The sequence below is a fragment of the Thermomonas sp. XSG genome, from assembly GCF_014678725.1.
Taxonomy (GTDB): domain Bacteria; phylum Pseudomonadota; class Gammaproteobacteria; order Xanthomonadales; family Xanthomonadaceae; genus Thermomonas.
This window is the reverse complement of the sequence record NZ_CP061497.1, coordinates 2,157,901-2,182,560: the sequence shown is the minus strand read 5'-3', so window position 1 is coordinate 2,182,560 and position 24,660 is coordinate 2,157,901. Positions and strand designations below refer to the sequence as shown.

Annotated in this window: 22 protein-coding genes and 1 riboswitch; of the genes, 11 read left to right on the top strand and 11 right to left on the bottom strand. The window is 70.0% G+C overall.

The features are described from left to right. The first annotated feature begins 52 nt into the window (after nt 1–52). A complete protein-coding gene (locus tag ICG51_RS10255) occupies nt 53–643 on the top strand; it encodes a cytochrome b (protein ID WP_190280273.1) in 591 nt (196 codons plus the stop codon). Further along, nucleotides 636–1,181: a YceI family protein gene (locus ICG51_RS10250; protein WP_190280272.1), complete on the top strand. Its 546-nt coding sequence runs from the start codon at nt 636–638 to the stop codon at nt 1,179–1,181. Before ICG51_RS10255 ends, ICG51_RS10250 begins: the two co-directional genes overlap by 8 nt. A gap of 17 nt (nt 1,182–1,198) precedes the next feature. On the opposite strand, the gene ICG51_RS10245 is transcribed toward ICG51_RS10250, so the two are convergent. Then, the gene (locus tag ICG51_RS10245) at nt 1,199–1,429 is read right to left on the bottom strand and encodes a glutaredoxin family protein (protein ID WP_190280271.1); all 231 of its coding nucleotides are present in this window, start codon (nt 1,427–1,429) and stop codon (nt 1,199–1,201) included. Between the two features lie 73 nt (nt 1,430–1,502). Between ICG51_RS10245 and ICG51_RS10240 the strand changes: the two genes are divergently transcribed. From ICG51_RS10240 to ICG51_RS10230, 3 genes are all read left to right on the top strand, one after another. Continuing rightward, nucleotides 1,503–2,900: an L-serine ammonia-lyase gene (locus tag ICG51_RS10240; RefSeq protein WP_190280270.1), complete on the top strand. Its 1,398-nt coding sequence runs from the start codon at nt 1,503–1,505 to the stop codon at nt 2,898–2,900. A gap of 188 nt (nt 2,901–3,088) precedes the next feature. After that, on the top strand, nt 3,089–6,121 hold the full coding sequence (locus tag ICG51_RS10235) for a ligand-binding sensor domain-containing diguanylate cyclase (RefSeq protein WP_190280269.1): 3,033 nt from the start codon (nt 3,089–3,091) through the stop codon (nt 6,119–6,121). A 3-nt stretch (nt 6,122–6,124) separates the two neighbouring features. Then, a complete protein-coding gene (locus ICG51_RS10230) occupies nt 6,125–8,308 on the top strand; it encodes an EAL domain-containing protein (RefSeq protein ID WP_190280268.1) in 2,184 nt (727 codons plus the stop codon). Here ICG51_RS10230 and ICG51_RS10225 read toward each other — a convergent pair. From ICG51_RS10225 to ICG51_RS10215, 3 genes are read right to left on the bottom strand one after another with little or no spacing between them, the layout of a single operon-like run. After that, a complete protein-coding gene (locus ICG51_RS10225; RefSeq protein WP_223809429.1) occupies nt 8,251–9,396 on the bottom strand; it encodes a homoserine dehydrogenase in 1,146 nt (381 codons plus the stop codon). The genes ICG51_RS10230 and ICG51_RS10225 overlap by 58 nt on opposite strands. Then, nucleotides 9,393–10,604: an O-succinylhomoserine (thiol)-lyase gene (locus tag ICG51_RS10220; RefSeq protein ID WP_190280267.1), complete on the bottom strand. Its 1,212-nt coding sequence runs from the start codon at nt 10,602–10,604 to the stop codon at nt 9,393–9,395. Before ICG51_RS10220 ends, ICG51_RS10225 begins: the two co-directional genes overlap by 4 nt. Further along, a complete protein-coding gene (locus tag ICG51_RS10215) occupies nt 10,601–11,701 on the bottom strand; it encodes a homoserine O-succinyltransferase (RefSeq protein WP_190280266.1) in 1,101 nt (366 codons plus the stop codon). The genes ICG51_RS10220 and ICG51_RS10215 overlap by 4 nt, the downstream gene beginning before the upstream one ends. Nucleotides 11,702–11,767: 66 nt before the next feature. Further along, a riboswitch (SAM riboswitch) is annotated at nt 11,768–11,889 on the bottom strand. Between the two features lie 156 nt (nt 11,890–12,045). Here ICG51_RS10215 and ICG51_RS10210 point away from each other — a divergent pair. Beyond that, nucleotides 12,046–12,939, top strand: a complete 894-nt coding sequence (locus ICG51_RS10210; protein WP_190280265.1) for a M23 family metallopeptidase — start codon at nt 12,046–12,048, stop codon at nt 12,937–12,939. On the opposite strand, the gene ICG51_RS10205 is transcribed toward ICG51_RS10210, so the two are convergent. Further along, a complete protein-coding gene (locus tag ICG51_RS10205; RefSeq protein WP_190280264.1) occupies nt 12,852–13,970 on the bottom strand; it encodes an HDOD domain-containing protein in 1,119 nt (372 codons plus the stop codon). The genes ICG51_RS10210 and ICG51_RS10205 overlap by 88 nt on opposite strands. Nucleotides 13,971–14,129: 159 nt before the next feature. Here ICG51_RS10205 and ICG51_RS10200 point away from each other — a divergent pair, with 159 nt between their 5' ends. The 3 genes from ICG51_RS10200 (at nt 14,130) to ICG51_RS10190 (ending at nt 18,115) form a co-directional block, all read left to right on the top strand. Continuing rightward, nucleotides 14,130–15,734, top strand: a complete 1,605-nt coding sequence (locus tag ICG51_RS10200) for a peptide chain release factor 3 (RefSeq protein ID WP_190280263.1) — start codon at nt 14,130–14,132, stop codon at nt 15,732–15,734. 107 nt (nt 15,735–15,841) lie between these two features. Further along, entirely contained in the window at nt 15,842–17,806 is a 1,965-nt protein-coding gene (locus tag ICG51_RS10195) for an AsmA family protein (protein WP_190280262.1), read from the top strand. Nucleotides 17,807–17,881: 75 nt separating this feature from the next. Next, nucleotides 17,882–18,115, top strand: a complete 234-nt coding sequence (locus ICG51_RS10190) for a hypothetical protein (RefSeq protein WP_190280261.1) — start codon at nt 17,882–17,884, stop codon at nt 18,113–18,115. A gap of 27 nt (nt 18,116–18,142) precedes the next feature. Here the strand turns inward: ICG51_RS10190 and ICG51_RS10185 are convergent, their stop codons facing one another. From ICG51_RS10185 to mtgA, 3 genes are all read right to left on the bottom strand, one after another. Further along, nucleotides 18,143–18,571 (bottom strand): CBS domain-containing protein, encoded by a 429-nt coding sequence (locus ICG51_RS10185; protein ID WP_190280260.1) that lies wholly within the window; start codon nt 18,569–18,571, stop codon nt 18,143–18,145. After that, the gene (locus tag ICG51_RS10180) at nt 18,531–19,571 is read right to left on the bottom strand and encodes a glycosyltransferase family 2 protein (protein ID WP_223809428.1); all 1,041 of its coding nucleotides are present in this window, start codon (nt 19,569–19,571) and stop codon (nt 18,531–18,533) included. The genes ICG51_RS10185 and ICG51_RS10180 overlap by 41 nt, the downstream gene beginning before the upstream one ends. Before the next feature lie 61 nt (nt 19,572–19,632). Continuing rightward, nucleotides 19,633–20,388 (bottom strand): monofunctional biosynthetic peptidoglycan transglycosylase, encoded by a 756-nt coding sequence (mtgA, locus tag ICG51_RS10175; RefSeq protein WP_190280258.1) that lies wholly within the window; start codon nt 20,386–20,388, stop codon nt 19,633–19,635. A 110-nt stretch (nt 20,389–20,498) separates the two neighbouring features. On the opposite strand from mtgA, the gene ICG51_RS10170 reads away from it, so the two are divergent. After that, nucleotides 20,499–21,392: an Hsp33 family molecular chaperone HslO gene (locus tag ICG51_RS10170; RefSeq protein WP_190282443.1), complete on the top strand. Its 894-nt coding sequence runs from the start codon at nt 20,499–20,501 to the stop codon at nt 21,390–21,392. Between the two features lie 146 nt (nt 21,393–21,538). Continuing rightward, nucleotides 21,539–22,405: a hypothetical protein gene (locus ICG51_RS10165; protein ID WP_190280257.1), complete on the top strand. Its 867-nt coding sequence runs from the start codon at nt 21,539–21,541 to the stop codon at nt 22,403–22,405. 120 nt (nt 22,406–22,525) lie between these two features. On the opposite strand, the gene ICG51_RS10160 is transcribed toward ICG51_RS10165, so the two are convergent. From ICG51_RS10160 to ICG51_RS10150, 3 genes are read right to left on the bottom strand one after another with little or no spacing between them, the layout of a single operon-like run. Then, nucleotides 22,526–23,416, bottom strand: coding sequence for a DUF4097 family beta strand repeat-containing protein (locus tag ICG51_RS10160; RefSeq protein WP_190280256.1), 891 nt, complete (start codon nt 23,414–23,416; stop codon nt 22,526–22,528). A 10-nt stretch (nt 23,417–23,426) separates the two neighbouring features. Next, nucleotides 23,427–23,924, bottom strand: a complete 498-nt coding sequence (locus tag ICG51_RS10155; RefSeq protein ID WP_190280255.1) for a hypothetical protein — start codon at nt 23,922–23,924, stop codon at nt 23,427–23,429. Continuing rightward, a complete protein-coding gene (locus ICG51_RS10150; protein ID WP_190280254.1) occupies nt 23,921–24,493 on the bottom strand; it encodes a sigma-70 family RNA polymerase sigma factor in 573 nt (190 codons plus the stop codon). The genes ICG51_RS10155 and ICG51_RS10150 overlap by 4 nt, the downstream gene beginning before the upstream one ends. Nucleotides 24,494–24,660: the final 167 nt, after the last annotated feature.

The window sequence follows — 24,660 nt, the reverse complement described above, 5'->3', positions numbered from 1 at the left end:
ACCGGCCGCCGCCTAGAATCCCCGCACCATCCGACACCGTGGCGAGAACCCGATGCCCAAGACCACCGCGCGCAGCGATTGGCCCGCCCTGAGCAAGGCGCTGCACTGGCTGATCGCCGCGCTGATCCTGGTGATGGCCTGGCTGGGCCTGACCATGGGCGACCTGCCCAACGGCCCGGACAAGATCGCCACCTATGCGCTGCACAAGTCGATCGGCCTGAGCATCCTCGCGCTGGTTGCACTGCGGCTGCTGTGGCGCCTGTACGCCGGCGCACCGGCGCCGTTGGCGGGCACGCCGCGCTGGCAGGCACGCATCGCCGGCGTGACGCACGTGGCGCTGTACGTGCTGCTGCTGGCGCTGCCGCTGAGCGGCTGGCTGCTGAACTCCGCGGCCGGCTTCCCGCTGCAATGGTTCGGCCTGTTCAACCTGCCGGCGCTGGCCGGCCGCGACGACGCCATGCACGCGCTGGCCGTGCAAATGCACGAACTGCTGTTCTGGGCGCTGGCCGGGCTGGTGGTGCTGCATGCCGCGGCCGCGCTCCACCATCACCTGTTCCTGGGCGATGCCACCCTCGCCCGCATGCTGCCGCGCGGCTGGCTGCGCGCCGGCGCCGCCCCCGAAACGGAGAACCGCGATGCGTAAGTTGCTGCTGCCGGCGCTGCTGGCCTTGTCCATCCCTGCCGTCGCCGCCGATTACGTGCAGGCGCCCGGCTCGACGCTGGCGTTCGCCGGCAAGTACCAGGGCGAAGTCTTCGTCGGCCGCTTCCCCGGCTTTTCCACCAGGCTGTCGTTCGACCCGCGCAAGCTGGACGCTTCGCGGCTGGAGGTGACCATCCCGATGGCCACCGCCACCACCCGCAACGCCGACTACGACGGCGAGATGCGCGGCACCGCGTTCTTCGACGCGACGAAGTTTCCCCAGGCCACCTACGTGGCCACGAAGTTCCGCGCACTCGGCGGCAACCGATACGCCGCCGACGGCACCCTGACCCTGCGCGGCGCCAGCAAGCCGGTGACGCTGACCTTCGAGTGGACGCAGGGCGCGAACCCGGTGCTGTTCGGCCGCGCCGCGGTGCAGCGGCTGGATTTCGGGGTGGGCGGCGGGCAATGGGCGGACACCGGGCTGATCCCCAATGCCATCGCGGTGAGCACGCGGGTGTTGCTGAAGCCGGCGCCGTAAACGCGCCCCTTGCCCGGCTACGCGCCGCTGCAGAACGCGCGCACGCGCTCGGCGTCGAACGGCCAGTCCAGCTCGGCGCCGCTGTCGTCGTCGCACAGCACCGGCACGCGCAACCCATAGCGCGCCTCCAGTGCCTCATCGTCGTCAACGAACACGGTGTCGAACTCCGGCGTGCGCGCCACCGCCAGCACGTCCAGTGCCAGGTCGCACAGGTGGCAGCGGTCGCGCTGGTAGAGGATCAGGGCCATACGCTCGCGTCCTTATGGCGGGGATTGCCGGCCTAGAATAGCGACCTCCCCCCGCCCGGCAATCCCCACGCACATGGCCGTCTCCACGTTCGACCTCTACAAGATCGGCATCGGTCCCAGCTCCTCCCATACCGTCGGCCCGATGCGCGCCGCCGCGCGCTTCGTCAGCCACTGGCTGCTGGAGAACGACGTGCTGGCCCGCACCGCGCGGATCCGCGCCGAGGTGTTCGGCTCGCTGGCGCTGACCGGCCGCGGCCACGGCACCGACAAGGCCGTGCTGATGGGGCTGGAGGGCCATTGGCCGAACGAGATCGACCCCGACATCATCCCGCCCGCGCTGGAGCGCATCCGCGCCAGCAGGCGCCTGCGCCTGGGCGGGCAGCACGAGATCGCCTTCGACGAAAAGCGCGACCTGGTGATGAACAAGCGCCAGAAGCTGCCCTTCCACACCAACGGCATGCGCTTCACCGCCTTCGATGCCGATGGCGTCGAGCTGGCCACCCGCGACTACTACTCGGTCGGCGGTGGCTTCGTGGTCAACCAGGACGAAGCCGCGGAGGACCGCATCGTCGCCGACACCACCCCGCTGCCGCATCCGTTCAATAGCGGCGCCGAACTGCTGGCCGAATGCGAGCGCAGCGGGCTGTCGATCGCGCAGATGATGTTCGAGAACGAAAAGGCCTGGCGCAGCGAGGACCAGATCCGCGAAGGCCTGCGCGAGCTGTGGCAGGCGATGCAGGGCTGCGTGGCGCGCGGCATGCGCGCTGGCGGCACGCTCCCCGGTGGCCTGCACGTGGTGCGGCGGGCGCCGGCCCTGCATGCGGAGTTGGCGTCGAAGCCAGAAGCCGCAATGCGCGACCCGCTGACCGTGCTGGACTGGGTCAACCTGTACGCGCTGGCGGTCAACGAGGAAAACGCCGCCGGCGGCCGCGTGGTCACCGCGCCCACCAACGGCGCCGCCGGCATCCTGCCGTCGGTGCTGCACTACTACGAGCGCTTCTGCGCCAGCGAGAAAGACGCCGCCGCGCGCGAGCAGGGCATCTTCACCTTCCTGCTCACCGCCGCCGCGATCGGCATCCTGTACAAGGAAAACGCCTCGATCAGCGGCGCCGAAGTCGGCTGCCAAGGCGAGGTGGGCGTGGCCTGCTCGATGGCCGCCGCCGGCCTGACCGCGGCGCTGGGCGGCAGCCCCGGGCAGATCGAGAATGCCGCCGAGATCGGCATGGAGCACAACCTCGGCCTGACCTGCGACCCGATCGGCGGGCTGGTGCAGATCCCCTGCATCGAACGCAACGCGATGGGCTCGGTGAAGGCGATCAACGCCAGCCGCATGGCCCTGCGCGGCGACGGCCAGCACAAGGTGTCGCTGGACAAGGTGATCCGGACCATGCGCGACACCGGCCGCGACATGCAGGACAAGTACAAGGAAACCAGCCGCGGCGGGCTGGCGGTCAACGTCATCGAGTGCTGACCGCGGAGACCGCGGTCAAGTCTTCCCCCTGCGAGCCGCTATCGGTTTAGAGGTAATCTCGGCCGCACGGGTTCCAGGGGGAAATCTCGATCGCCTGTCCATCCGCCAATGGTCATGTCTCGGCGCTCCGCCGGGCCTGCGAGGGCCTGCTGCGGCGGTGGCTGCTGTTGCTGGCGCTGGCCGTGCCGATGGCCGCCGTCGCCCTGGAAGCCGACAAGCCGTTCGCCGACTACGTCGTCGACAGCTGGGACGTGAAGCAGGGGTTGCCGCAGATCAGCGTGCTGGCCATGACCCAGGACGCGGATGGTTACCTGTGGTTCGGTACCCAGGCCGGGCTGGCCCGCTTCGACGGGGTACGCTTCCATCGCTACAACCCGCGCGACACCCTCGGCGTGAACAGCAACATCCAGGCGCTGCTGGCCGACGACCGCCGCCGGCTCTGGATCGGCACTGCGCTGGGCCTGCTGGTACTGGAGAACGGCCGTTTCCGGCGGGTATTGCCGGTTGACCGCAGCGGCGCTCCGACGCTGGCCTTCCCGGTGCCAGCCTTGGCGATGGACGGCGGTCGCGTGCTGGTGGCCGGCGCCGACGGCGTCTACACCCCGGAAAGTGGTCGGTTGCGTCGCCTGCATGCCCTGCCCCAACCGGCCCTGAGCCTGCTGCCCCGCCCCGATGGACTGTGGGCCGGCGGCGCCGGACGGATTTACCGGATCCGTCCGGGCGTAACCGAAGCGTTCCCGCTGACCGCAGCGCAGGGGGAGCCGGTCACCGCGCTGGCCTGGCACCACGGCAGCCTGTGGGCCGCCACCAACCGCGGCCTGTACCGCCAGCAGGGGGGCACGTGGCTGCGCGCGGGCAACGGCAGCGCGCCCACCATCGAAGCGATGGCCAGCGACCGTGACGACAACCTGTGGATTTCGACCTCGCAATACCTGGAGCGGCTGCGCGACGGGCATCCGGTCGAGCGCATCCAGGACAGGCCCGGGACCGTCGCCATCCGTTCGATCTACGAGGACCACGACGGCAATCTGTGGCTGGGCAGCCAGACCGAAGGCGTGGCGCGGGCCTGGAACGGCTATACCCGCCGCGTCGACCAGTCCCACGGTCTCACCAACCCGCTGCTGTGGGCGATCTCCGGCGCGCCCGACGGCAGCGTCTGGCTGGGCACCGCCGATGGCGTGGAGGTCTGGCGGGGCGGCCGGGTCCAGCAGGCCGTGGCCGGCATGCGGTTGCCGCACCCGGAGGCCTACAGCCTGCTGGTGGAACCCGACCAGGTCTGGATCGGCACCCGCGCGGGCGTCGCATTGTTGCGCAATGGCCGGCTGGACACCCCGGCCGCGCTGGAGCCACTGCGCAACCTGCAGATCAACGGCATCGTCCGTGATCGCGGCGGGCGGGTGTGGTTCGCCAGCAGCAGCGGGCTGTTCGCGCTCGGTCGCGGCCAACGTCTGGTCCGCTACGGCCCGTCCGAAGGCCTTGCCGACGCCCGCATCCGGATCGTCCACGAAACCCGCGACGGCCGCCTGCTGGTCGGCTCCACCCGCGGCCTGTACGAGTGGCGCAATGGCCGCATCCTTCCGTTGGGACGGCAGACTGGCCTCGACGACGAGATCGCCGTCACCGCCCTGCTCGAGCTCGCCAACGGGTACTGGGTGGTGGGCAGCAGCAACGGCGACAGCCTGCACGTGTTCGACGGCAAGCGCTGGCACGCCTTCGGCAGTGGCCGGGGCCTGCCCATCAACATCCCCTTCCACCTCGCCGAGGACGCCGGCAGCCTGTGGGTGGCCGGCATGCAGGGCGTGTATCGCCTGCCGCTGGAACAGCTCGAGCGCGCGCTGCGGTCCCCGGTACTGCAGCTGGATCCACAGCTGGTGATCAATTCCGGCTTCGACCGGCCCGGTGGCCAGCAGGACAAGTGCTGCAACGGCGCTGGCAACGGCCGTGGTCTGCTGCGCGAAGGCCAACTGTGGCTTCCCACCCGCAACGGAGCGCTGCTGGTGCGGCTGGCCGCCGTGGAGACCGGCACGCCCAGGCCGGTAAGGATCGAAAGCGTGGCGGCGCAGGGCAGCGCCTACGCCCCCGGCAAGGGCGCACTGCGCCTGCCGATGGATGCGCGCGACCTGCGCTTCGACTTCACCGTGCCCGCATTCCAACCGACCCAGTTGCCCCGACTGCGCTACCGGCTCAGCGGCTTGGACCAGCGCTGGCGGGATCTGGAAAATCCGTCGCTACGCTCGGCCAGCTACGTCAACCTGCCGCCAGGCGATTACCGCTTCGAAGTGGCCGACTTCAGCCGTGCAGACCCGCTGGCCGGTAGCGCGCACCTGGACATCGCGCTGCCGCCGCACCTGCATGAAACACTCGCCTTCCGCCTGCTGGCGGGCGTGCTGGCAGTGGCACTGTTGTGGCTGGGCTACCTCGGCCTGCGCCGCCGCTATGCGCGCCAGCGGATGGTGCTGGAGCAGCTGGTGCAGGAGCGCACCAGCGACCTGCAGGCGGCCAACGCCAGGCTCGAGGAAATCAGCTTCACCGACCCGCTGACCGGCCTGCACAACCGCCGCTACCTGACCCAGCAGATCCCCATCGACCTGTCGTTCTACCAGCGCGACGCCGCCTATCGCGAGGGCCGCGACGCACTGGTGATCGCACTGCTCGATGTCGATCATTTCAAGGTCATCAACGACACCTGGGGCCACGCCGCCGGCGACCGGGTGCTGGAGCAGCTCGGGCAGTTGCTCGGGGAGCTCAAGCGCAGCGGCGACTACGTGGCGCGCTGGGGCGGCGAGGAGTTCCTGCTGGTGTTGCGGCCGCTGCCGCGCGGCAGCCTGGGCCAGATCGGCGAGCGCCTGTGCTCGCGCATCGCCACACACCGCTTCGACCTCGGCAACGGCGCCGAGCACCGGCTGACGGTCTCGGCCGGGCTGGTCGAATGCCCATTGTTCCCCACCCATCCGGATCTGCTGGGCTGGGAACAACTGGTCACCCTGGCCGACCGCGCCATGTACGCGGTCAAGAATTCCGGCCGCAATGGCTGGATGGCCTATCGCCCGTTGCCCCAGGCACGGCTGCCCGAGGACCCCTCGGCCTACCGCGACAATCCGCGCCAGCTGCTCGCCAGCGGCCTGCTGGAGCTGTTCGGTGCGACCAGCGGAACCTCCGCCACCGTGACGGATGGCGGACCTGCACCTCCTGCCCCCGACCAGTCCCCGCACCAGGGCTGATCCATGCAGAACATCGTCACGCCAGCGCTGCGCGCCATCCTCCTGGGTGCGCTGTATTTCGCCGGCGCGGCGCTTGCCGTGCTGTACCTGCGCACGCCGGCGGACGTCAGCCTGTTTTGGCCCGCGGCCGGCATCGGCTACGCGATGGTGCTGCGCTACGGGCTGCGCTACGCACTGGCGATCCCCGCGGCGCAACTGCTTGTGCACCTGCTGCTGGCGCCGGTGCCCGCAGCATTCCTGCCGTTCTCGCTGGCCAGCAACTACGTAGGCACCGTGGCCGCCTGCGCCTATGTGGGCAGTCGCCAGCCGCGCCTGCAGCTGCGGGTCGCGGATGGTTTCCTGCTCCTGCGAGGCGGCCTGCTGCTGTCGGCCGGAAGTGCCCTGGTCGGCGCGGCCGGCATGCTGGCCGCGCAGATGGCGCCGGCTGCCGATTTGCTGCGGGTCTTCCTGCAATGGACGCTCGGCGACCTGCTGGGCGTCACCGCCTTCCTGCCCTTCCTGCTGCTGTTGTTTGCCAGCCAGCTGGCGGTGCCGCAGCCGGCATCTGCCGGTGCCAGCACCCGCGAACGCGTCGCGTGGGCCGCAGCGATGCTGGTGGCGCTGGCGGGGGGCATTTGGGTCACCCACGGCGGCAGCCTGTACCCGCTGTCGGTGGCCACCCTGCCGCTGGCGCTGCTGCTGTGGTCGGCGGCGCGCTACCCGCCCCTGTTCACCGCCGGCGCGACCATGCTGGTGACGGTGGCCTTGGCAATGGTGATGGGCCTGGGCCTGGGCGGCATCGCGCGCCCGGAGCTGCTGCACGACACCGCCCTGATGATGGGCACGCTGGTGGTGAACTCGGTGGTGCCGATCCTGCTGGTGGCCTCGTACAACGAGCGCGCGGACACCATGGAGGCGCTGCGCCTGCGGGCCACCACCGACCCGCTGACCGGCTTGCTCAACCGCGACGCGTTCGAGGAGCTGGCGCGCGCGCGACTGGCACGGTCGAACGAAGCACAGACCCTGCTGTACGTCGACCTGGACAACTTCAAGCTGGTCAACGATGCCGCCAGCCATGCCGCCGGCGACGAGGCGTTGCGGCACGTGGCAACGCTGGTGCGGGACGCTTTCGACAACGATGCGCTGGTGGCGCACAGCAGCGGCGACGAATTCACCATCCTGGCACCGCAGGACGTGGCCACCGCCACCGTCGCCGGGCGTCGCCTGTTGGCCGCGATTGAAGAGCTGCGGGTGGTCTGGCAAGGCGGCACCCTGCGCGCCACCGCCAGCATCGGCATCGCCGCCAGCCTGCCGCCGCACGCCAGCTTCGACGACCTGCTGTCGCAAGTGGACACCGCCTGCCACGAGGCCAAGGAGCTGGGCGGAAACCGCCTGCTGGTCGCCGGCCAGAACGTCGAAAGCCTGCGCTCGCGCAGCCGGATGATGCGCAATGCGCTGGACGCGCGCGAAGCGCTGGACCAGCGCCGCTTCGAGCTGTGGTGCCAGCCGATCGTGAACCTGCACGCACCCGGTGCGGTGCAGACGCATTTCGAAGTGCTGCTGCGCTGGCGCGACGGCGAGGGCCGGTTGCGCGCGCCGGCCGACATGATCGCCGCGGCCGAGCGTTACCGGCTGGGCCCGCGCCTGGACCGCCACGTGCTGGATGAGGTGCTGGACTGGCTGGATGCACACCGCGCCGCGGCGGCGCAGATCGGCCAATGCAACATCAACCTCGGCGCCGCCACCCTGGCCGACGACGAGTTCGCGGATTACGCCGCCGGCCGCCTGCGCCACAGCCCGCTGGGGCCGGGCCAGCTGTGTCTTGAAATCACCGAAACCAGCGTGGTCCGCGACCTCACCCGCACCCGCCGGTTCATTGCCCGCATGCGCGAGCTGGGCTGCCAGTTCGCGCTGGACGACTTCGGCACCGGCTTCTGTTCGTTCGGCTACCTGCGCGACCTGCAGGTGGACTACCTCAAGATCGACGGCGGCTTCGTCCGCGACCTCGCGGAATCGCGGCTGTCGGAGGCGGTGGTGCGTTCGATCACCGAGATCGCCCACCTGCTGGACATGCGTGCGGTGGGCGAGCAGGTGGAAACCGAGGAGCAGCTAAACCGGCTGCAGGTGCTGCAGGTGGACTACGCGCAGGGTTACGTGTTCCAGCGGCCGGTGCCGATCGCCGATTTCTTCGGCCTGCCCAACGGCTGAGCCGTGCTGGCCTGGATCGCCAGCGCATCGTCCAGCAGCGCAGCCGCGGTCACCGCCGCGCCGGCGCCGGGCCCCTGGATCAGCAATGGCTGTTCGCGATAGCGGTCGGACCAGATCGCCACCCTGTTGTCGGTGCCGCCGCCGCCCACCAGCGGGTGCTCGACAGGCAGGGCTTCCAGACCCACCGTGGCGCGCCCGTCGACATCCAGACGGGCGACGAAGCGCAGCTTCGCGCCGTCCTTGTAGGCACTGGCGTAGCGCTCGCGCAGCGGTGCGTCCAGCGCCGGCAGCGCGGCGTCCAGCGCCTCGCGCGGCAGCGCCGCCAGCGCCGGCGGCACCAGCGACTGCACCCGCACCGCCTCGGCTTCCAGCGGGAAGCCCGACGCGCGCGCCAGGATCAGCAGCTTGCGCCGCACGTCCTCGCCGGACAGGTCTTCGCGCGGGTCCGGCTCGGTATAGCCGGCATCACGCGCCTGCCGGACGAAGCCGGAAAACGGCTGCTTGCCGTCGTAGTGGTTGAACAGCCACGCCAGCGAACCGGACAGCACCCCGGCGATCGCGTGGATGCGGTCGCCACCGGCCTGCAGCGCACGCAGCGAACGCAGTAGCGGCAGCCCGGCGCCGACCGTGGCGCTGTCGCCGTAGCGGGTGCCGCCCGCCCGCTGCGCGGCCTGGATCGCCTGCCAGCGCGACAGCGCAGTGCCTTGCCCCAGCTTGCAGGCGGTGACCACGTGGATGCCGCGCGCCAGCCAGTGGGCATGCTGCGCCGCCACCGCTTCCGAGGCGGTCGCGTCGATGACGATTCGGGTGCCGGTGCCCGTCAGCGCGTCTTCCACCGCGGCCAGCGAACTGGCCTGCGGCGCATGCTGCAGCAGCAATTCGCCGGCGTCGCTGGGAATGCCGGCGGGATTGCCGAGCGCGTAGCGCGAATTGGCCGCGTGCACCAGCGACAACCGCTGCCCCAGCGGGGTGCCGTGCCAGCCGGCCAACCGCGCCCACACCGCGCTGCCGACAGTACCGGTGCCCAGCAGTGCCAGCCGCGCCGGTGCGACCTGCGCCGTGCGCAGCGCAGCGATCCGCGCGCTCACCGCGCGGCCTGGCGTTTGTCGGCGCCCGCAGCCTGCGCGCGCGCCAATGCATCGGCCAGGTCGGCCAGCAGATCGTCGACGTGCTCGATGCCCACCGACAGCCGCAGCAGCCCATCACCGATACCGGCGGCGGCGCGCGCCTCGGCGCTCATCGCCGCGTGGGTCATGGTGGCCGGGTGCGCGACCAGACTCTCCACCCCGCCCAGAGACTCGGCCAGGGTGAAGTAGCGCAGGCCATCGACGAATGCGCGCACCGCCGCCTCGCCGCCGTCCAGCTCCACGCTGAGCATCGCCCCGAAGCCATGCTGCTGCCGCGCCGCCAAGGCGTGACCGGGGTGGCTTTCCAGTCCCGGGTAATGCACGACGCGCACCGCCGGGTGGCCATCCAGCAACGCCACCAGCGCCTGCGTGTTTTCCTGGTGCACGCGCAGGCGCGCATCCAGGGTGCGCAGGCCGCGCAGGGTCAGGAAACTGTCGAACGGCGAGCCGGTCAGGCCCAGCGCGTTCGCCCACCACGCCAGCTGCGCGTGCACGTCGGCGTCCTTCGCCACGGCTGCGCCGCCGACCACGTCGCTGTGGCCGTTGATGTACTTGGTGGTGGAGTGCACCACCACGTCGGCGCCGAAATCGGCGATCGGCCGCTGCAGCGCCGGCGACAGGAAGGTGTTGTCCGCCACCGCCAGCGCACCGGCGGCGTGCGCGGCCTCGATCACCAGGCGCAGGTCGGTGATACGCAGCAGCGGGTTGGACGGGGTTTCGATCCAGACCAGCCGGGGGTTGCGCGCCAGCGCCGCGGCCAGCGCCTGCGGATCGGTGAGGTTGCAGGTGACCAGTTCGAACGCGCCCTTCTTCGCCAGTGCGTTGAACAGCCGCCAGCTGCCGCCATAGCAATCGTGCGGCACCACCAGCACATCGCCCGGCTGCAGCAGCGCGTTCAGGACCAGTGTGATCGCGCCCATCCCGGTGGCGGTGATGACGCCCCCGGCGCCGCCTTCCAGTTCGGCCAGCGCTTCGCCCAGCAGGTCGCGGGTGGGGTTGCCGCTACGGGTGTAGTCGTAGGTACGCTTGTCGTTGAAGCCAGCGAAGCTGAAGTTCGACGACAGCACCAGCGGCGGGGTGACCGCGCCGAAGGCGGTGTCGCGGTCGATGCCGGCGCGCACCGCGCGGGTGGCGGCGCGGCTGTCCGCGGCGGGGATGCCAGTACTCATGCAGGAACTCCGGTGGATTCGGGAAGGGGAATGCGGGAGGCAGGGCCGAACAGTTCGCTGGCCAGCAGCGCGTCGATGCGGTCGGTTTCCTTGAGGAAGGCGTCGTGGCCGTAGGGCGAGCGCAGCACGCGCAGGCGGCCGCGGCCGCCGAGGCCTTCGATCAGCTCCACCGCGTCGGCCATCGGCACCAGCCGGTCGCCTTCGACCGCGATCACCGACACCGGCACGCCCACCTGCGCGGGATCAATGCGGTGCAGGTCGATGGACTCGGACAGCCGCAGCCAGGCGGTGGGCGAGACGCGGGCGACGAACTTCGCCCCGGCCGCGTCCAGGTAATCCTCGGCCGCAACCCGCACCTGGCCGTTGCAGATCCGCGGCAGCGCGTCGAAGCGCTCGGCGAATTCCTCCGGGGTGCGGTAGCTCAGCATCGCGAACTGGCGCGCCAGCGACAGCCCCTGCTCGTCGGCGCACTGCAGCCGCCCCAGCGCCACCGCCTTGCGCTGCAGCGCGCGCCATGCCGCGGCATACGGATGCGGGCGATGCACGCCGCTCACCGCCACCAGCTTGCGCAGCCGCGCCGCATGCCGCACCGCCAGCTGCAGGCCCACCAGCGCACCGTAGGAATAGCCCACGTAACCGGTCAGCGCGTCGATGCCCAATGCGTCCAGCAGCAGCGCCACCGCATCGGCCTGATCGGCGGTGTCGATGGGCGCGTCCAGGCTGCCGTCGGCGCCGACGTAGTCGAAGGCGAGGATGCGCAGCCGCGACGGATCCAGTGCGCGGCCGGCCCCCAGCAGGCCCTCGGCCCAGCCGGGGGCGGCGTCCAGCGCATTGGCGGCGACGTGGCGATGCGCGGAAATCCCGCCGGCCACGAACACCACCGGCGCACCGGCGGGACCCACCAGTTCGTAGTCCAGGCGCAGCCTGCGGGTGCCGGCATGACGGCTGGCCAGCACCGCGTCCACGCTTCCAAGGCGAGCATCGGCGGCGTCCGCCGGAACCGCAGGCATCGGCTCCGCCGCCCGGGGAAGGGGATGGCAGGACGGGGCGAGGCGGTTGGCAAGGTTCACGGCGGACTCCGGCGATGGACAGCCCATCGGAGTCGCGCGGGGATGCGGGAAGGCCGAACGCGTCGGCGTCGCGAACCGCAGTGGGCGGCTTCGCAACCATCTTCCGGCAGACGCTCAGGTCCCCGCAGGATTTGGCACCTCGCCAACGCGCCTGCGCGCGCCGTCTGGTTGCCCCGGCATCAAAGGGCCTGTCCCTCCGCCGGTCTCGATGGATGCGTCCAGTCTGGAGGTGCCTCGCCACCGTGTCAATCTCTTCATTCGGATGAAGCGATGTTAATAACCAAACATCATGAGCCGGCGTGGCAGCCTCCCGCGCTGCCGCGCCCGCACCCTGCAGGGACAGGTTGCCGCCCGGCCGGCATACTCCGGCGATGCGTCCGCTTCTCCTCCTCCTGCTGGCCTGCCTGTGCAGCGCCTCCAACGCCGCCGCGCCGGCGGCCGATACGCCAGCCGTGGCGAGGCTGCGCATCGAGCCCAGCGACGATGGCTATCTGGCGTGGGCCGACAATCTGCTGGCCGGACCGATCGAGGTACGGCTGGATGTGGCCGGGGGCACCCCGCCGCCCAGCCAGCCGCTGTTGCCCGCACGCGCCGGCGTGCCCGCGGCAGGCAGCGCTCTGGTGGCGCGGCTGCAGGCGCCTCCTGGACGCAACGGCTGGCTGCGGCTGCGCCTGCAGGGGATCCCCGGCAGCTCCAACGCGCGGCCCCGCGACGTGATCTACGCCCTGCCCGTGGCGCAGGCACAGGCCTGCATCGACCAGGGCTTCGATGGCGGATTCAGCCACCACGACGCGGAAAACCGCCATGCGCTGGATTTCGCGGTGCCGGTGGGCACGCCCGTCCTGGCCGCGCGCGGCGGGGTGGTGATGCAGACGCAGGGCGGGTTCCGCGACCACGGCCTGGACCGGGCGCGCGATGCCGGCCGCGCCAACTACATCCGCATCCTGCACGACGACGGCAGCATGGCGCTGTACGCGCATCTTGCCGAAGGGGGCGTACTGGTGAGCATCGGCCAGCGGGTGGAAGCCGGGCAGCGCATCGGGCTGTCCGGCAACACCGGCTACAGCACTGCGCCGCACCTGCATTTCGCGGTGCAGGTCAACCGGGGCATGCAACTGGAAACAATCGCGTTCCGCATGCCCTCCGCAGATCCGGGCGCGGATGCACCCGGAGCGGCTCAGGCCACTTCTTCGTCGAGCGTCGACGGTTCGACCAGTTCGCGCCACTGCGGCAGCTTGTCCAGCATGCCGACCGACCGCAGGTAGGCCTCGTCCGGCTCATTGCCGGCCACCAGTGCGCTGGCCACGTGCACGGCGCCGGTCACCCAGAAGCCGCCGGAACGCATCTGCCCCGGCCGGCGCTGGTAGGCCACTGCTTCGACGATCGGCATCGGCAGGCCCCACAGGCCGAGCAGATAGGCACCCGCTTCGGCATAGTGCGGCTTCGGCTCGCCCAGGTCGTTGGTTTCCTCCTCCTCGCCGGCGGCCACGCCCGGCAGCAGCCGGCCCACCTCGGCCAGCAGGCTGGCGGTGGCCGCCAGCTCTGCGCTGGGGCCAGGCAGCAGACGCCGTGCCAGGTTGGACGCGCGCAGCGCGCGGTCCTGCACTTCCTCGCGCTGCTTGCCGCTGCCGAAGCCGCTGCCACCAAACGCCTCGATGGTCAGCACCATCCGCAGCAGCGCCTGATGGCCCAGCCGCAGCACCGCCGCGCGCATGTCGCTGATCTCGCGCCCCCCGGAGAAGTAGGCGGAATTGCACAGTCGCAGCACCTTGGCCGCGATCGCCGGGTCTTGCGACAGCGCCTGCGAGATCGCCTGGTTGCTCGCATCCGGATCGCGCAGAAGGCGGGTCAGCTGCAAATACAGCCGCGGTGGCGGCGGCAGCGAGCTGATCCGGCCCAACGTCTGCTTGAGCGCCTCGTTGTCGAGCAGCTCACGCAGTTCGATGACGCTCTCCACTGCGGCCACCAGCTCGCCCGGATCCAGCGGACGGGCGAGTACGCGATGCGCGCATTCCAGGCCCTGCGCGATGTCCACGCTGTCCTGGTCCGGCGACTGGTCCAGCAGCAGGATGCGGACCGCCTGCGGGTACAGCGCTGCAACCCGCGCCAGCATCTCCGGCCCGCTCATCGCACCCGGACTCAGCCCGCAGACGAACACGTCGAACGCGGGCATGCCCGCCTCCACCTGCACCCCTTCCGGCAGCCAGGCGATGTCCCAGTCCAGCCCGAAATCAGCCAGCAGGCCTTCGAATTCGGCGGCCCGCGCCGCGTCCTCACCGACAATGACTATGTGCACTACGACACCTTTTCAGCAGGTTTCCCCGGGCGCGCCGCGGCGGCGGCGGACTGGCATCGCGTCGCCCTGCCTTGCAGGGACGCGCCCACCATGAAACGCGGAAACCGGTCAGGGCCGGCACCGCTGCGGCCATGCTGCCCCCGCCGGTATAATTTGGCAATGTCAGAAGTCGCTATCGAAGCTGCGCGCCGTCGCACTTTCGCCATCATCTCCCACCCCGACGCCGGCAAGACCACGCTCACCGAAAAGCTGCTGCTGTTCGGGGGCGCGATCCAGATGGCCGGTTCGGTGAAGGGCCGCAAGGCCGCCCGCCACGCGACATCCGACTGGATGGCGCTCGAGAAGGAGCGCGGCATTTCCGTGACCAGCTCGGTGATGCAGTTCCCTTACGAGGGCCGCATCGTCAACCTGCTGGACACGCCCGGCCACGCCGACTTCGGCGAGGACACCTATCGCGTGCTCACCGCGGTGGACTCCGCGCTGATGGTGATCGACGTCGCCAAGGGCGTGGAGGAACGCACGATCAAGCTGATGGAGGTGTGCCGCCTGCGCGACACGCCGATCATGACCTTCGTCAACAAGCTCGACCGCGAAGGCAAGGACCCGATCGACCTGCTGGACGAGATCGAATCGGTGCTGGGCATCCAGTGCGCGCCTGTGACCTGGCCGATTGGCATGGGCAAGCGCCTGAAGGGCGTGGTGCACCTGATCAGCGGCGAAGTGCACCTGTACGAATCCGGGCGCAACTTCACCCGCCAGGACTCCACCATCTTCCCGTCGCTGGACGATCCGGGCGTGGAGGCCGCCATCGGCGCCGCCATGCTGGCCGAAGTGCGCGAGCAGCTGGAACTGGTGCAGGGTGCGTCGGCGGCATTCGACCACGCCGAATACCTGGCCGGCAGGCAGTCGCCGGTGTTCTTCGGCTCCGGCGTCAACAACTTCGGCGTGCAGCCGCTGCTGGACTTCTTCGTGCAGCACGCGCCCGCGCCCGGCACCCGCGCCACCACCAGCCGCGAGGTGGCGGCCTCGGAAGGCAAGCTCACCGGCTTCGTGTTCAAGATCCAGGCCAACATGGACCCGATGCATCGCGACCGTGTGGCGTTCATGCGCGTTTGTTCCGGCAAGTTCAGCGCCGGCATGAAGGCGTTCCACGTGCGCAGCGGCAAGGAAGTGAAGCTGGCCAACGCGCTGACCTTCATGGCCAGCGACCGCGAGATCGCCGAAAGCGCCTTTCCGGGCGATGTGATCGGCATCCACAACCACGGCACCATCTCCATCGGCGACACCTTCACCGAAGGCGAGAAACTTTCGTTCACCGGCATCCCCAGCTTCGCCCCGGAGCTGTTCCGGCGCGCACGCCTGCGCGACCCGCTCAAGCTCAAGCAGCTGCAGAAGGGCCTGGCCCAGCTGAGCGAGGAAGGCGCCACCCAGTTCTTCAAGCCGCTGATGAGCAACGACCTGGTGCTGGGTGCGGTCGGCGTGCTGCAGTTCGACGTGGCGGCGTACCGTCTCAAGGACGAATACGGCGTCGAGGCGATCTTCGAACAGGTGCAGGTGGCCACCGCACGCTGGATCCGCTGCAGTGATGCGAAGAAGCTCGAGGAGTTCCGCGAGAAGAACGCGCTGAACCTCGCCATCGATGCATCCGGCGCACTGGTTTACCTCGCGCCCAGCCGGGTCAACCTGCAGCTGGCGCAGGAGCGCGCGCCCGGGGTGGAGTTCCTCGCCACCCGCGAGCATGCGCAGGCGATCAAAACAGACTGAGACGCGAATGAATTCCGGCCGAATGCCCTTACGGGTATCGGCAGATGTCGCGTGAAAACGCGCCCGATTTCACCATGGGTTGATGGCGCGACGGCCAAGCTCGGGGCGTGAACGCTTCCGCACCCCGGCAGACCGGCCCCGGGGCTGCACGCAGCTCTGCACGCGTGCGCCACCCGTGGCTGATAGCGCTCGGCACCCTGGTGCTGGGCGTGGTGGTGCTGGTCCTGCTGTGGGACTGGAACTGGTTCAAGGGACCGATCGAACGCCGCGTCAGCGCCCAGACCGGGCGCGAGTTCCGGATCGACGGCGACCTCGACGTCGACCTCGGCAGCACCTCAACCATCACCGCCGGCGGCCTGCGGCTGGCCAATGCCGCATGGGCACGCGAGCCGCAGATGGCGCGCGTGGACAGGCTCCGGTTCGACCTGCGGCTGTGGCCGTTGCTGCGCGGCGAGCTGCAGATCCCCCGGGTCGCGCTGGTGCGGCCGGTCCTGCATCTGCAGCGCAACCCGAAAGGCCTGCGCAACTGGGATTTCGGCAAGCCGGGCGGGGGCGAACTGCCGGCATTCCGCAATATCCACATCGCGCAGGGACAGTTCGGTTTTTACGACCCCGCCCGCAAGACCGACATCCGGCTGGCGCTGGACAGCCAGCCTCGCGGCAAGGGCAACGGGGAGCCACCGATCTCGGTGGAAGGCGGCGGCCAGTGGAGCGGGAACACCTTCACGCTGTCCGGCACCGCGGAGTCCCCGCTGGAGCTGCGCAACGCGCGGCGCCCCTATCGGATCGACCTGCGCGCAGCCGCGGGGGCCACCCGCGCCCATGCGCGCGGAACATTGCTGGACCCGCTGCGGCTGCGCGACTTCGACCTCGAACTGGCGCTGCGCGGGAAGAATCTGGCCGACCTGTACCCGCTGATCGGCGTGGTCACGCCCGACACGCCACCGTTCTCACTCGATGGACGGCTGACCCGCGACATCACCGCCGGACGCACCACCTGGCACTACGACGGGTTCAGCGGCAAGGTCGGTGACAGCGACCTGCGCGGCGATGCAGCCGTCACCACCGGCGGCCCGCGCCCGCTGCTGAAGGCCGACCTGCAGTCGCGGCGGCTGGATCTGGACGATCTCGCCGGTTTCCTCGGCGGTGCGCCGCAGGCGAACGAGTCCACCAATCCGGAGTTGGCCGCGCGCGCTGCGGAACAGGCGGCCCGTGCACGGGTGCTGCCGGACAAGCCCTACGAACTCGAGCGCCTGCGCGCGATGGATGCGGATGTGCGGTTGAAGGCGCATCGCATCAACGCGCCGTCGCTACCCCTGGACGACATGGAGGCCCACCTGCTGCTGGATGATGGCCTGCTGCGCTTGGCACCGCTCAATTTCGGCGTGGCTGGCGGCGACATCCGCGCGACCATCCGCATGGACGCACGGCGCACGCCGATCCACACGCGCGCGGACGCGAGCGTGCGCGGGTTGGCGCTGGCGCAACTGCTGCCGACACCGGCGGCGGCCCAGGACGCCATCGGACGCATCGGCGGCAGCCTGGCACTGACCGGCAACGGCAACTCCGTGGCCCGCATGCTGGCCAGCGCGGACGGCGAAGTCGCGATCGGCATGGGCAGCGGCCGGATCAGCAACCTGGTGATGGAACTGGCGGGACTGGACGTGCAGGAAGCGCTCAAGTTCCTGCTGACAAAGGATCGACGCGTGCCGATCCGCTGCGCCTGGGGCGACTTCGCGGTGGCCGGCGGGATGATGACCGCCCGCAGCCTGGCCTTCGATACCACCGACACCATCCTGGTCGGAGAGGGGCGCATCAGCCTGCGCGACGAAACCCTGGATCTGAAGCTGCGGCCGCGCCCGAAGGACCGCAGCCTGTTCGTGTTCCGGGCGCCATTGCTGGTGGGCGGCAGTTTCAGGGACCCCTCGTTCCGGCCCGATCTCGCCCGCGTCGGACTGCGCGCGGCGCTGGCACTGGCGCTGGCCAACATCGCCCCTCCGGCCGCGCTGCTGGCAACGTTCGAACCCGGCCCGGGCAAGGATTCGGACTGCGGCGGGCGCTACGCGCGCTGAGCCATGGCCGGCGGCGACCGGCGCCGCCGTTGTACCGGGAGTCGCGGCATCCTGCCGCCCACTCCGAGGGCCCTCGTGGACACCAATACCAAGACCACCCTGAAAGCACAGCTCAGCGTGCTTTCCGCAGCCAACACCGGTTTCAAGGCGATGCTGAGCATGCCGCCGCCGATGGTGATGGCGGGGATGCCGCCGATGCCCGTGTCACTGCAGCCTGCCCTGGCCCCGTATCTGGGCGCGATGAAGACGCATGCCGACAACTACGACAAGCTGCTCAAGCTGCTGTCGGACGTGATCGACAAGAGCTGATCCACCGGCTGGTGGGGCCGGCGACGCTCAGGAAGCGATATAGCGCTGCAACTGGTCGATGTCGCGCCGCTGCAGCTCGATGACCGTCTTGACCAGGTCGCCGATCGACAGCACGCCAACCACCTCGCCGGCGTCGACCACCGGCAGGTGGCGGATGCGGCGGTTGGTCACCAGCTGCATGCAGTGGTCGATGCTGTCGCCCGGGGCCACCGACACCACCTCGGCGGTCATGATGTCGCGCACCGGCGTGTCCCGTGACGAGCGCCCCTGCAGCACGATCTTGCGGGCGTAGTCGCGTTCGGAAAGGATGCCGGCAAGACGCGCACCCTGCATCACCAGCAACGCGCCGATGCCGCGCTCCGCCATCAGGCGGATGGCATCGATGACCGGCGCCTCCGGCCCGATCGCGATGATCTCAGGCGACTTCGCCTCCAGCAGCTGCCGCACCGTGCGCATGGCGGACTCCTTTCGTTTCGGGAAGAAGATCTGGATGCCAGCCCGAGGATACTCCCTCCGCAGGCCGCCAGGCGTCGACCAGGTACAGCGGGCGCTGCTTGGATTCCTCGTAGAGCCGGCCGAGGTACTCGCCGATCATCCCCAGCGCCATCAGCTGGACGCCGCCGAGGAACAGGATCACCGCCATCATCGACGGCCAGCCCGCTACCCGGTCGCCCCACAACAGCGCTTTCAGGATCACCCAGCTGCCGTAGCCGAACGCGAACAGCGCGGTGGCCAGGCCGGCGTAGGTGGCCAGCCGCAGCGGCACTGTGGAAAAACCGGTGATGCCTTCCAGCGCGAAGTTCCACAGCTTCCACGCATTGAACTTGCTGCGCCCGGCAGAGCGCGCATCGCGCTGGTAGGGGATCGACACCGCGTTGAAGCCGATCCAGCCGAACAGCCCCTTCATGAAGCGGTGGCGTTCACGCAGCTGCCGCAGCGCCGCCAGCGCCCGCGGCGACAGCAGCCGGAAATCCCCGGTGTCGCGCGGCACCGGCGTCTTCGACAGAGCGCCGATGACGCGGTAGAAGGCATGCGCGCTGGCGCGCTTGAACACGCCTTCGCCGTCGCGGGCGACGCGGGTGCCGAACACGTCGTCATAGCCCTCGCGCCACTTCGCCACGAACTGCGGCAGCAGTTCCGGCGGATCCTGCCCGTCTGCATCGAGGATCAGCACGGCGCCGCGCTCGACCCGGTCCAGCCCCGCGGTCAGGGCCGCTTCCTTGCCGAAGTTGCGCGACAGCCGCAGCAACGCCACCCGTGCGTCCTCGCGCGCGAACCGCTGCAGCAGCGCCCAGGTGCCGTCGCGGCTGCCGTCGTCGACATACAGCACGCGCGCCTGCAGGCCTTCGGCCTCGGCCATGTCCAAGGCCACGCGGATGCGCGGGTGCAGGCGCGGCAGGGCATCCTCCTCGTTGAAGGCGGCGACCACGAGCGTCAGGCAGCGGTGTTCCGGCACGATCCCATCCATCGGGGAAGTATGCCAGCCGCACCCTGCAGCACCGCGCCCCATGGCCCGCTCAGTCCAGCGCGCGCAGGTATCCGGTACCGCCGATCGCGCCCATCTGCCGCTGGATCGTCGCCGCGCGGCGCTGCACGTAGGGTCCCGGCCTGGCTGCGCTGTAGCGCTTCGGACTCGGCAACACCGCCGCCAGCCGCGCCGCCTCGGAAGCGGACAGCCTGGACGCGTCCTTGCGGAAGAAGCTGCGCGAGGCAGCCTGGGCGCCGTACACGCCGTCGCCGAATTCGGCGATGTTGGCGTAGACCTCGAGGATCCGCCGCTTCGGCCACAGCGCTTCGATCAGCGCCGTGTACCAGACTTCCAGTCCCTTGCGCAGCCACCGGGTCGGCCCGGTGCCCTGCCACAGGAACAGGTTCTTGGCGGTCTGCTGGCTGATGGTGCTGGCGCCGCGGATGCGCTTGACCGGCCTGCCACGCTTCTCCGCGCGCGCGCGCATCTTTTCGTTGTGCGCCTGCGCCTTCTCGATGGCGGCGAAATCGAAGCCGTGGTGGCGGGCGAAGTTCTGGTCTTCCGCCGCCACCAGAGCCAGCGGCAGGTTCGGCGAGATGGCCCGCAGGTCGCGCCAGTCATGGGAAATGCGGAAACCGGGGTTGCCGGCCAGCGCCGCGTCCACCCAGCGCGCCGCCATGAACGCGGACAGCGGCGGGTCCACGAAGCGCAGCGCCAGCACCTGCAGCACACTGAAGGCGACGAACAGCAACGGCAGCTTCCACCACCATCCACGCAGCCGGCGCTTGCGGGTTCCGCCACTCATGCGGAGCCGCCTTGCGAACGGCGCCCAGACGCCCCATTTCGATTCATCATCATCCCCCTGCTGCCCGCGCATTATCCGCATCCGGGCTCTTCCACGGTATCCACATGAACATGATCCCCGACGCGCAGCTGCGCTTCCTGCTTCCCGCTGCCGGCGTGCGCGGCGTCGCCGTCCACCTTGGCGAAACCTGGCGTAGCATCGCCGCGCGCGCCGACTACCCGCAGGCCGCCGCCGAACTGCTGGGGGAGGCGTCGGCCGCTGCCGCCCTGTTCACCGGCCATGCCAAGGTCGACGGCCGGCTGTCGGTCCAGCTGCGCAGCGCCGGTGCCATCGGCACCCTGTTCGCCGAATGCACCGCCGCCGGCACCCTGCGCGGTATCGTCCGCCTGAACGAGTCCGCCGGCGCGCCTTCGCGCGACCTGCGCGCACTCGGGGCCGACGCGCTACTGGCCATCACCATCGAGAATCCGCCGCTGGGCAACGGCGAGCCGATGCGCTACCAGGGCCTGGTGGCGCTGGAAGCGGATCGGCTGGATGCGGCCTTCGAAGACTACTTCCGCCAGTCGGAGCAGCTGCCCACCCGCCTGCTGCTGGCCTGCGACGGCCAGCGCGCCGCCGGCCTGCTGCTGCAGAAACTGCCGGGCGAGGAAGGCGACGAGGACGGCTTCCGCCGCGCCAGCGCGTTGTTCGACACCCTCGGCAGCGACGAACTGCTGGCGCTGCCGCCGTCCGAAGTGATCCACCGCCTGTTCCACGAAGAGGCCCCGGAGCTGGTCGGGGAGAGGCCGCTGCGCTTCGCCTGCTCGTGCTCGCGCGAGCGGGTGGAGGGCATGCTGGTGTCGCTGGGGCGCGAGGAAGCCGATGCCGCGGTGGCCGCCGGCGACGGCACCGCCTCGATCCTGTGCGAGTTCTGCGGCCAGGGCTACGGCTTCGACGCCGGGGAGATCGCGGCCCTGTTCAGTCGCGAGGCCAGCACCCAGCCGGCTGCGCCGGGGTTGCAGTAGCGCTGCAGCCCCGCCACAGGGGATCCTTCAGTGCCCCGGCACCCACGGCCTTCGCTATTGTTAAATAAACATAAACGGGCTAGGATTTTCCTGCAGTCCTGTCGTTTCACCGGGGAACTTCGGCTTAACAAGCCGGTCACACCAGCATGACCCTGCGATTCCTGCCACTTGCCGCCGCCGCGCTTGCCCTGGTGTTTGCCAGCGGCAACGTCGATGCGCAGGCGAAAAAGGCCAAGCGCAGCGATTCCCGGGTCGTGCCGGTGCTCAACCGCGACAGCGGCAAGCTGGAAGCGGTGCTGCTGCTGGAACCCGCCACCGGAGGGACCGGCGCCGGCTCCCGCTGGCGCTTCGGCAAGACCACGCTGGAAGCAACCTATGGCCTGCAGACCGGCGATTCGCTGGCGTTGCTGTGCGATCGCCGCAGCGGCATGGCGCCCGCCATCGGCCAGCTGGCGAGCAACTGCGTGCTAGCGTCGCTGGATGACAAGCCAGGCTCGAACAGCCGCCACGCCAGTGCCGGAGTCAGTCTGGCCCGCAATGGCGGCAAGGTTGGCGTGAGCTTCGGCAATGGCCGCGACACCCTGCCCGCCTGGCTGTCACCCGGCCAGATCGGCGGTGCGCGTTACAGCCAGAACGACTTCTCGCTGTTCGCGGAAAAGGCGATCAGCCGCGAAGGCTTCGTCAGCGTCGGCGGCACCGTTGCCCGTGCCCGCCTGGTCCCGGCGGCGGACGTGCCGCAGCTAGCCGATCAGTGGAATACCCGCAGCCTGAGCGTGGGCGGCGGCTATGGTGCGTTCGGCGCCAACATTATCGGCCGGGTGGTCAACGTCCCGGGCGAAAGCGAGGTCTGGAAAGGCCTGGGCCTGGGCCTGACCTGGCGCACGCCCTGGAACGGCCAGCTCAGCGTTGGCGCCGACAATGTCGTCACCCGCGGCAAGAATCCGTTCCCGATCAAGGGCAATCCGGGCGACGAAGGCACCGTGCCCTACGTGCGCTACCAGCAGGACCTCTGAAACGCCCCGGTCGCGGCCGCGCGACCACCCCAGCCAGCCTCGGGCACGCGCGTCACGCATCGCAAAAAGGCCGCATCGGAAGATGCGGCCTTTTTTCATCGGCGGCACCCGCCGCGACCGTTACGGCATGATCAGGCGTGCGTCGCCGGAGAAAGTCTGCAGGCGCACATCACCTTTGCCTGCACCGTAACGCATCCGGAAACTCGAGCCGGGGCCGAATTCCTCTTTTCGGATCTTCGCGCCCGGCGCGGCCAGGTCTCCGCTGAAGGTTTCGCCCGAGACCTGCGCCGACAGGTTCGCCGGCAGGCGCAGGCGCAGGTCGCCGCTCACGCTCTCCATGCGGATCTCGCCGTCCTCGGCCAGCCCCAGCTTCAGGTCCATGTCGCCGGACACGGAGCTGGCGGAGAGTTTGCGCGCTCGTTCGCCCAGTGTGTCCAGGCGGATGTCGCCGGACACGCTTTCCAGCGCGATGGTCCCGTCCAGCCGCCCCTGCACCGTCAGCTGGCCGCTGACCGTCTCCGCCCGCAGGCTGGGGCTGTTCATCGCCAGCCGGATGTCACCGCTCACCGAACTGATCCCGCCGCGTCGCGGTGCGCCGTTGGCGACGATGTCGCCACTGACGGATTCCAGCTCCAGCTCCCGTGAAGCCATGCCGGTGACGTCGATGTCGGCCGAGACGGTTTCAACCTCCAGGTCGGCCAGCAGCGGCATCTGCACGACCAGCTGGCTCGGCTCGGCGTCGCGGTTGCGTGACGGGTACTGGACCTTGATGCGAAGCACGCGGCCATCGCCTTCGACTGCAAGCCGCTCCACCCCGTCACCCAGGGTGCCGGACAGCTTGACCTCGGGGCGGTCCCACGCCACCACCTCCACTTTCCCCTTGAGATTCTCGATTTCCACCCGGCCACGCGTGTCCAGCGGGCGGGTCTGGTTGATCGGCGTCGCCGCCATGCCCGGCAGCGCGATCGTGGCGGCCAGCGCGGCCCACAGCATTCTGGAAAGGATTTGCATCGTCGGGTCCTCAGGCAAAAAGAGCGCGGCGCGACAGGGCGAGCCGGCGGGCATAGATCTGGCGCAGCCGCTCCAGCAGCTGCGGGGATTGCGGACTGTGGCGCAGGGCCGCCAGCACCTGTTGGGCGCCCTGGTCCAGCGCCTCCAGCCCCGGCTGCCAGCTGGCCGGCGTCGCGCGGGCGTCGAGCTCGCGCAGCGCCGCCTGGTAATGCAGGGTCAGCGCCTCCGCCTCGCTGGCGCCCGGCATGATCCCGACGGGCGCCGGCGCCTCCACCGCCACCGGCCGCGCCAGCTCCGGTGCCTCCTGCCGGGCCAGGCCCAGCGCCAGCAGCATCGAAGCCGCCATCGCGAACGGCCAGATGCGCCGGGGCGGCCGCGCCGGCGCCACCTGCGGGGACAGCCTTGCCGCGATGCCCGGCCACAGATCCCGCTCTGGCTCGATATCCCGGCGCAGCGCCTGCAGCGCCATTCGCAGCGAGGCCTCGCCGATGTCGTGTTGTCCACTCATGCCATTTCTCCGATCCTCGCGCGCAGCAGTCCGCGCGCGCGATGCAACTGCGCCTTCGAACTTCCCACCGCCATGCCAAGCTCGCCCGCGATTTCCTCGTGCTTCCAGCCTTCTACGTCGTGCAACACCAGCACCGCGCGCGCGCGCGGCGGCAGGCTCGCGACCGCGCGCTCCAGGTCGCGGCCGAGCACGGCACGGCCGGCGGTATCCGGGGTAGCCACCGATTCCAGCGCGTAATCGTCATCCTCTGGCCACGGCCGGCTGCGACGCGCCCGCATCTCCATCAGCGCGGTATTGACCGCCAGGCGATGCAGCCAGGTCGATACCGCGCTCTCGAAGCGGAAGGCCGGCAGCGCCTGCCAGGCGCGCACGAAGGCCTCCTGGGTGAGGTCCTCCGCACGCGTCCCCGCCTGCCCCACCAGCCGCACGATCACCCCATGCACGCGGCGGTGGTGGCGGCGGTAGAGCTGCTCGAATGCAGACACGTCGGCGCAGGCCGCACGCCGCGCCAATCCGGCGTCGTCGTCGGATTCAGTGGCCTGCGGTAGCGGCATGGTCTGCATCAGCATGGGGATTGTGATGCAGGAAAACGACCGATGGTTTAAACCACGCGAGACGCTGGATGACCGACCAAAGGGGCACCCTCTTGGCCGGGAGCCTTGTGCACTTGCAATCGTCAAAAAAAAGCCGGCCCCTTGCGGGGCCGGCCTCAGGTTACGGCGAACTACTGACCGGA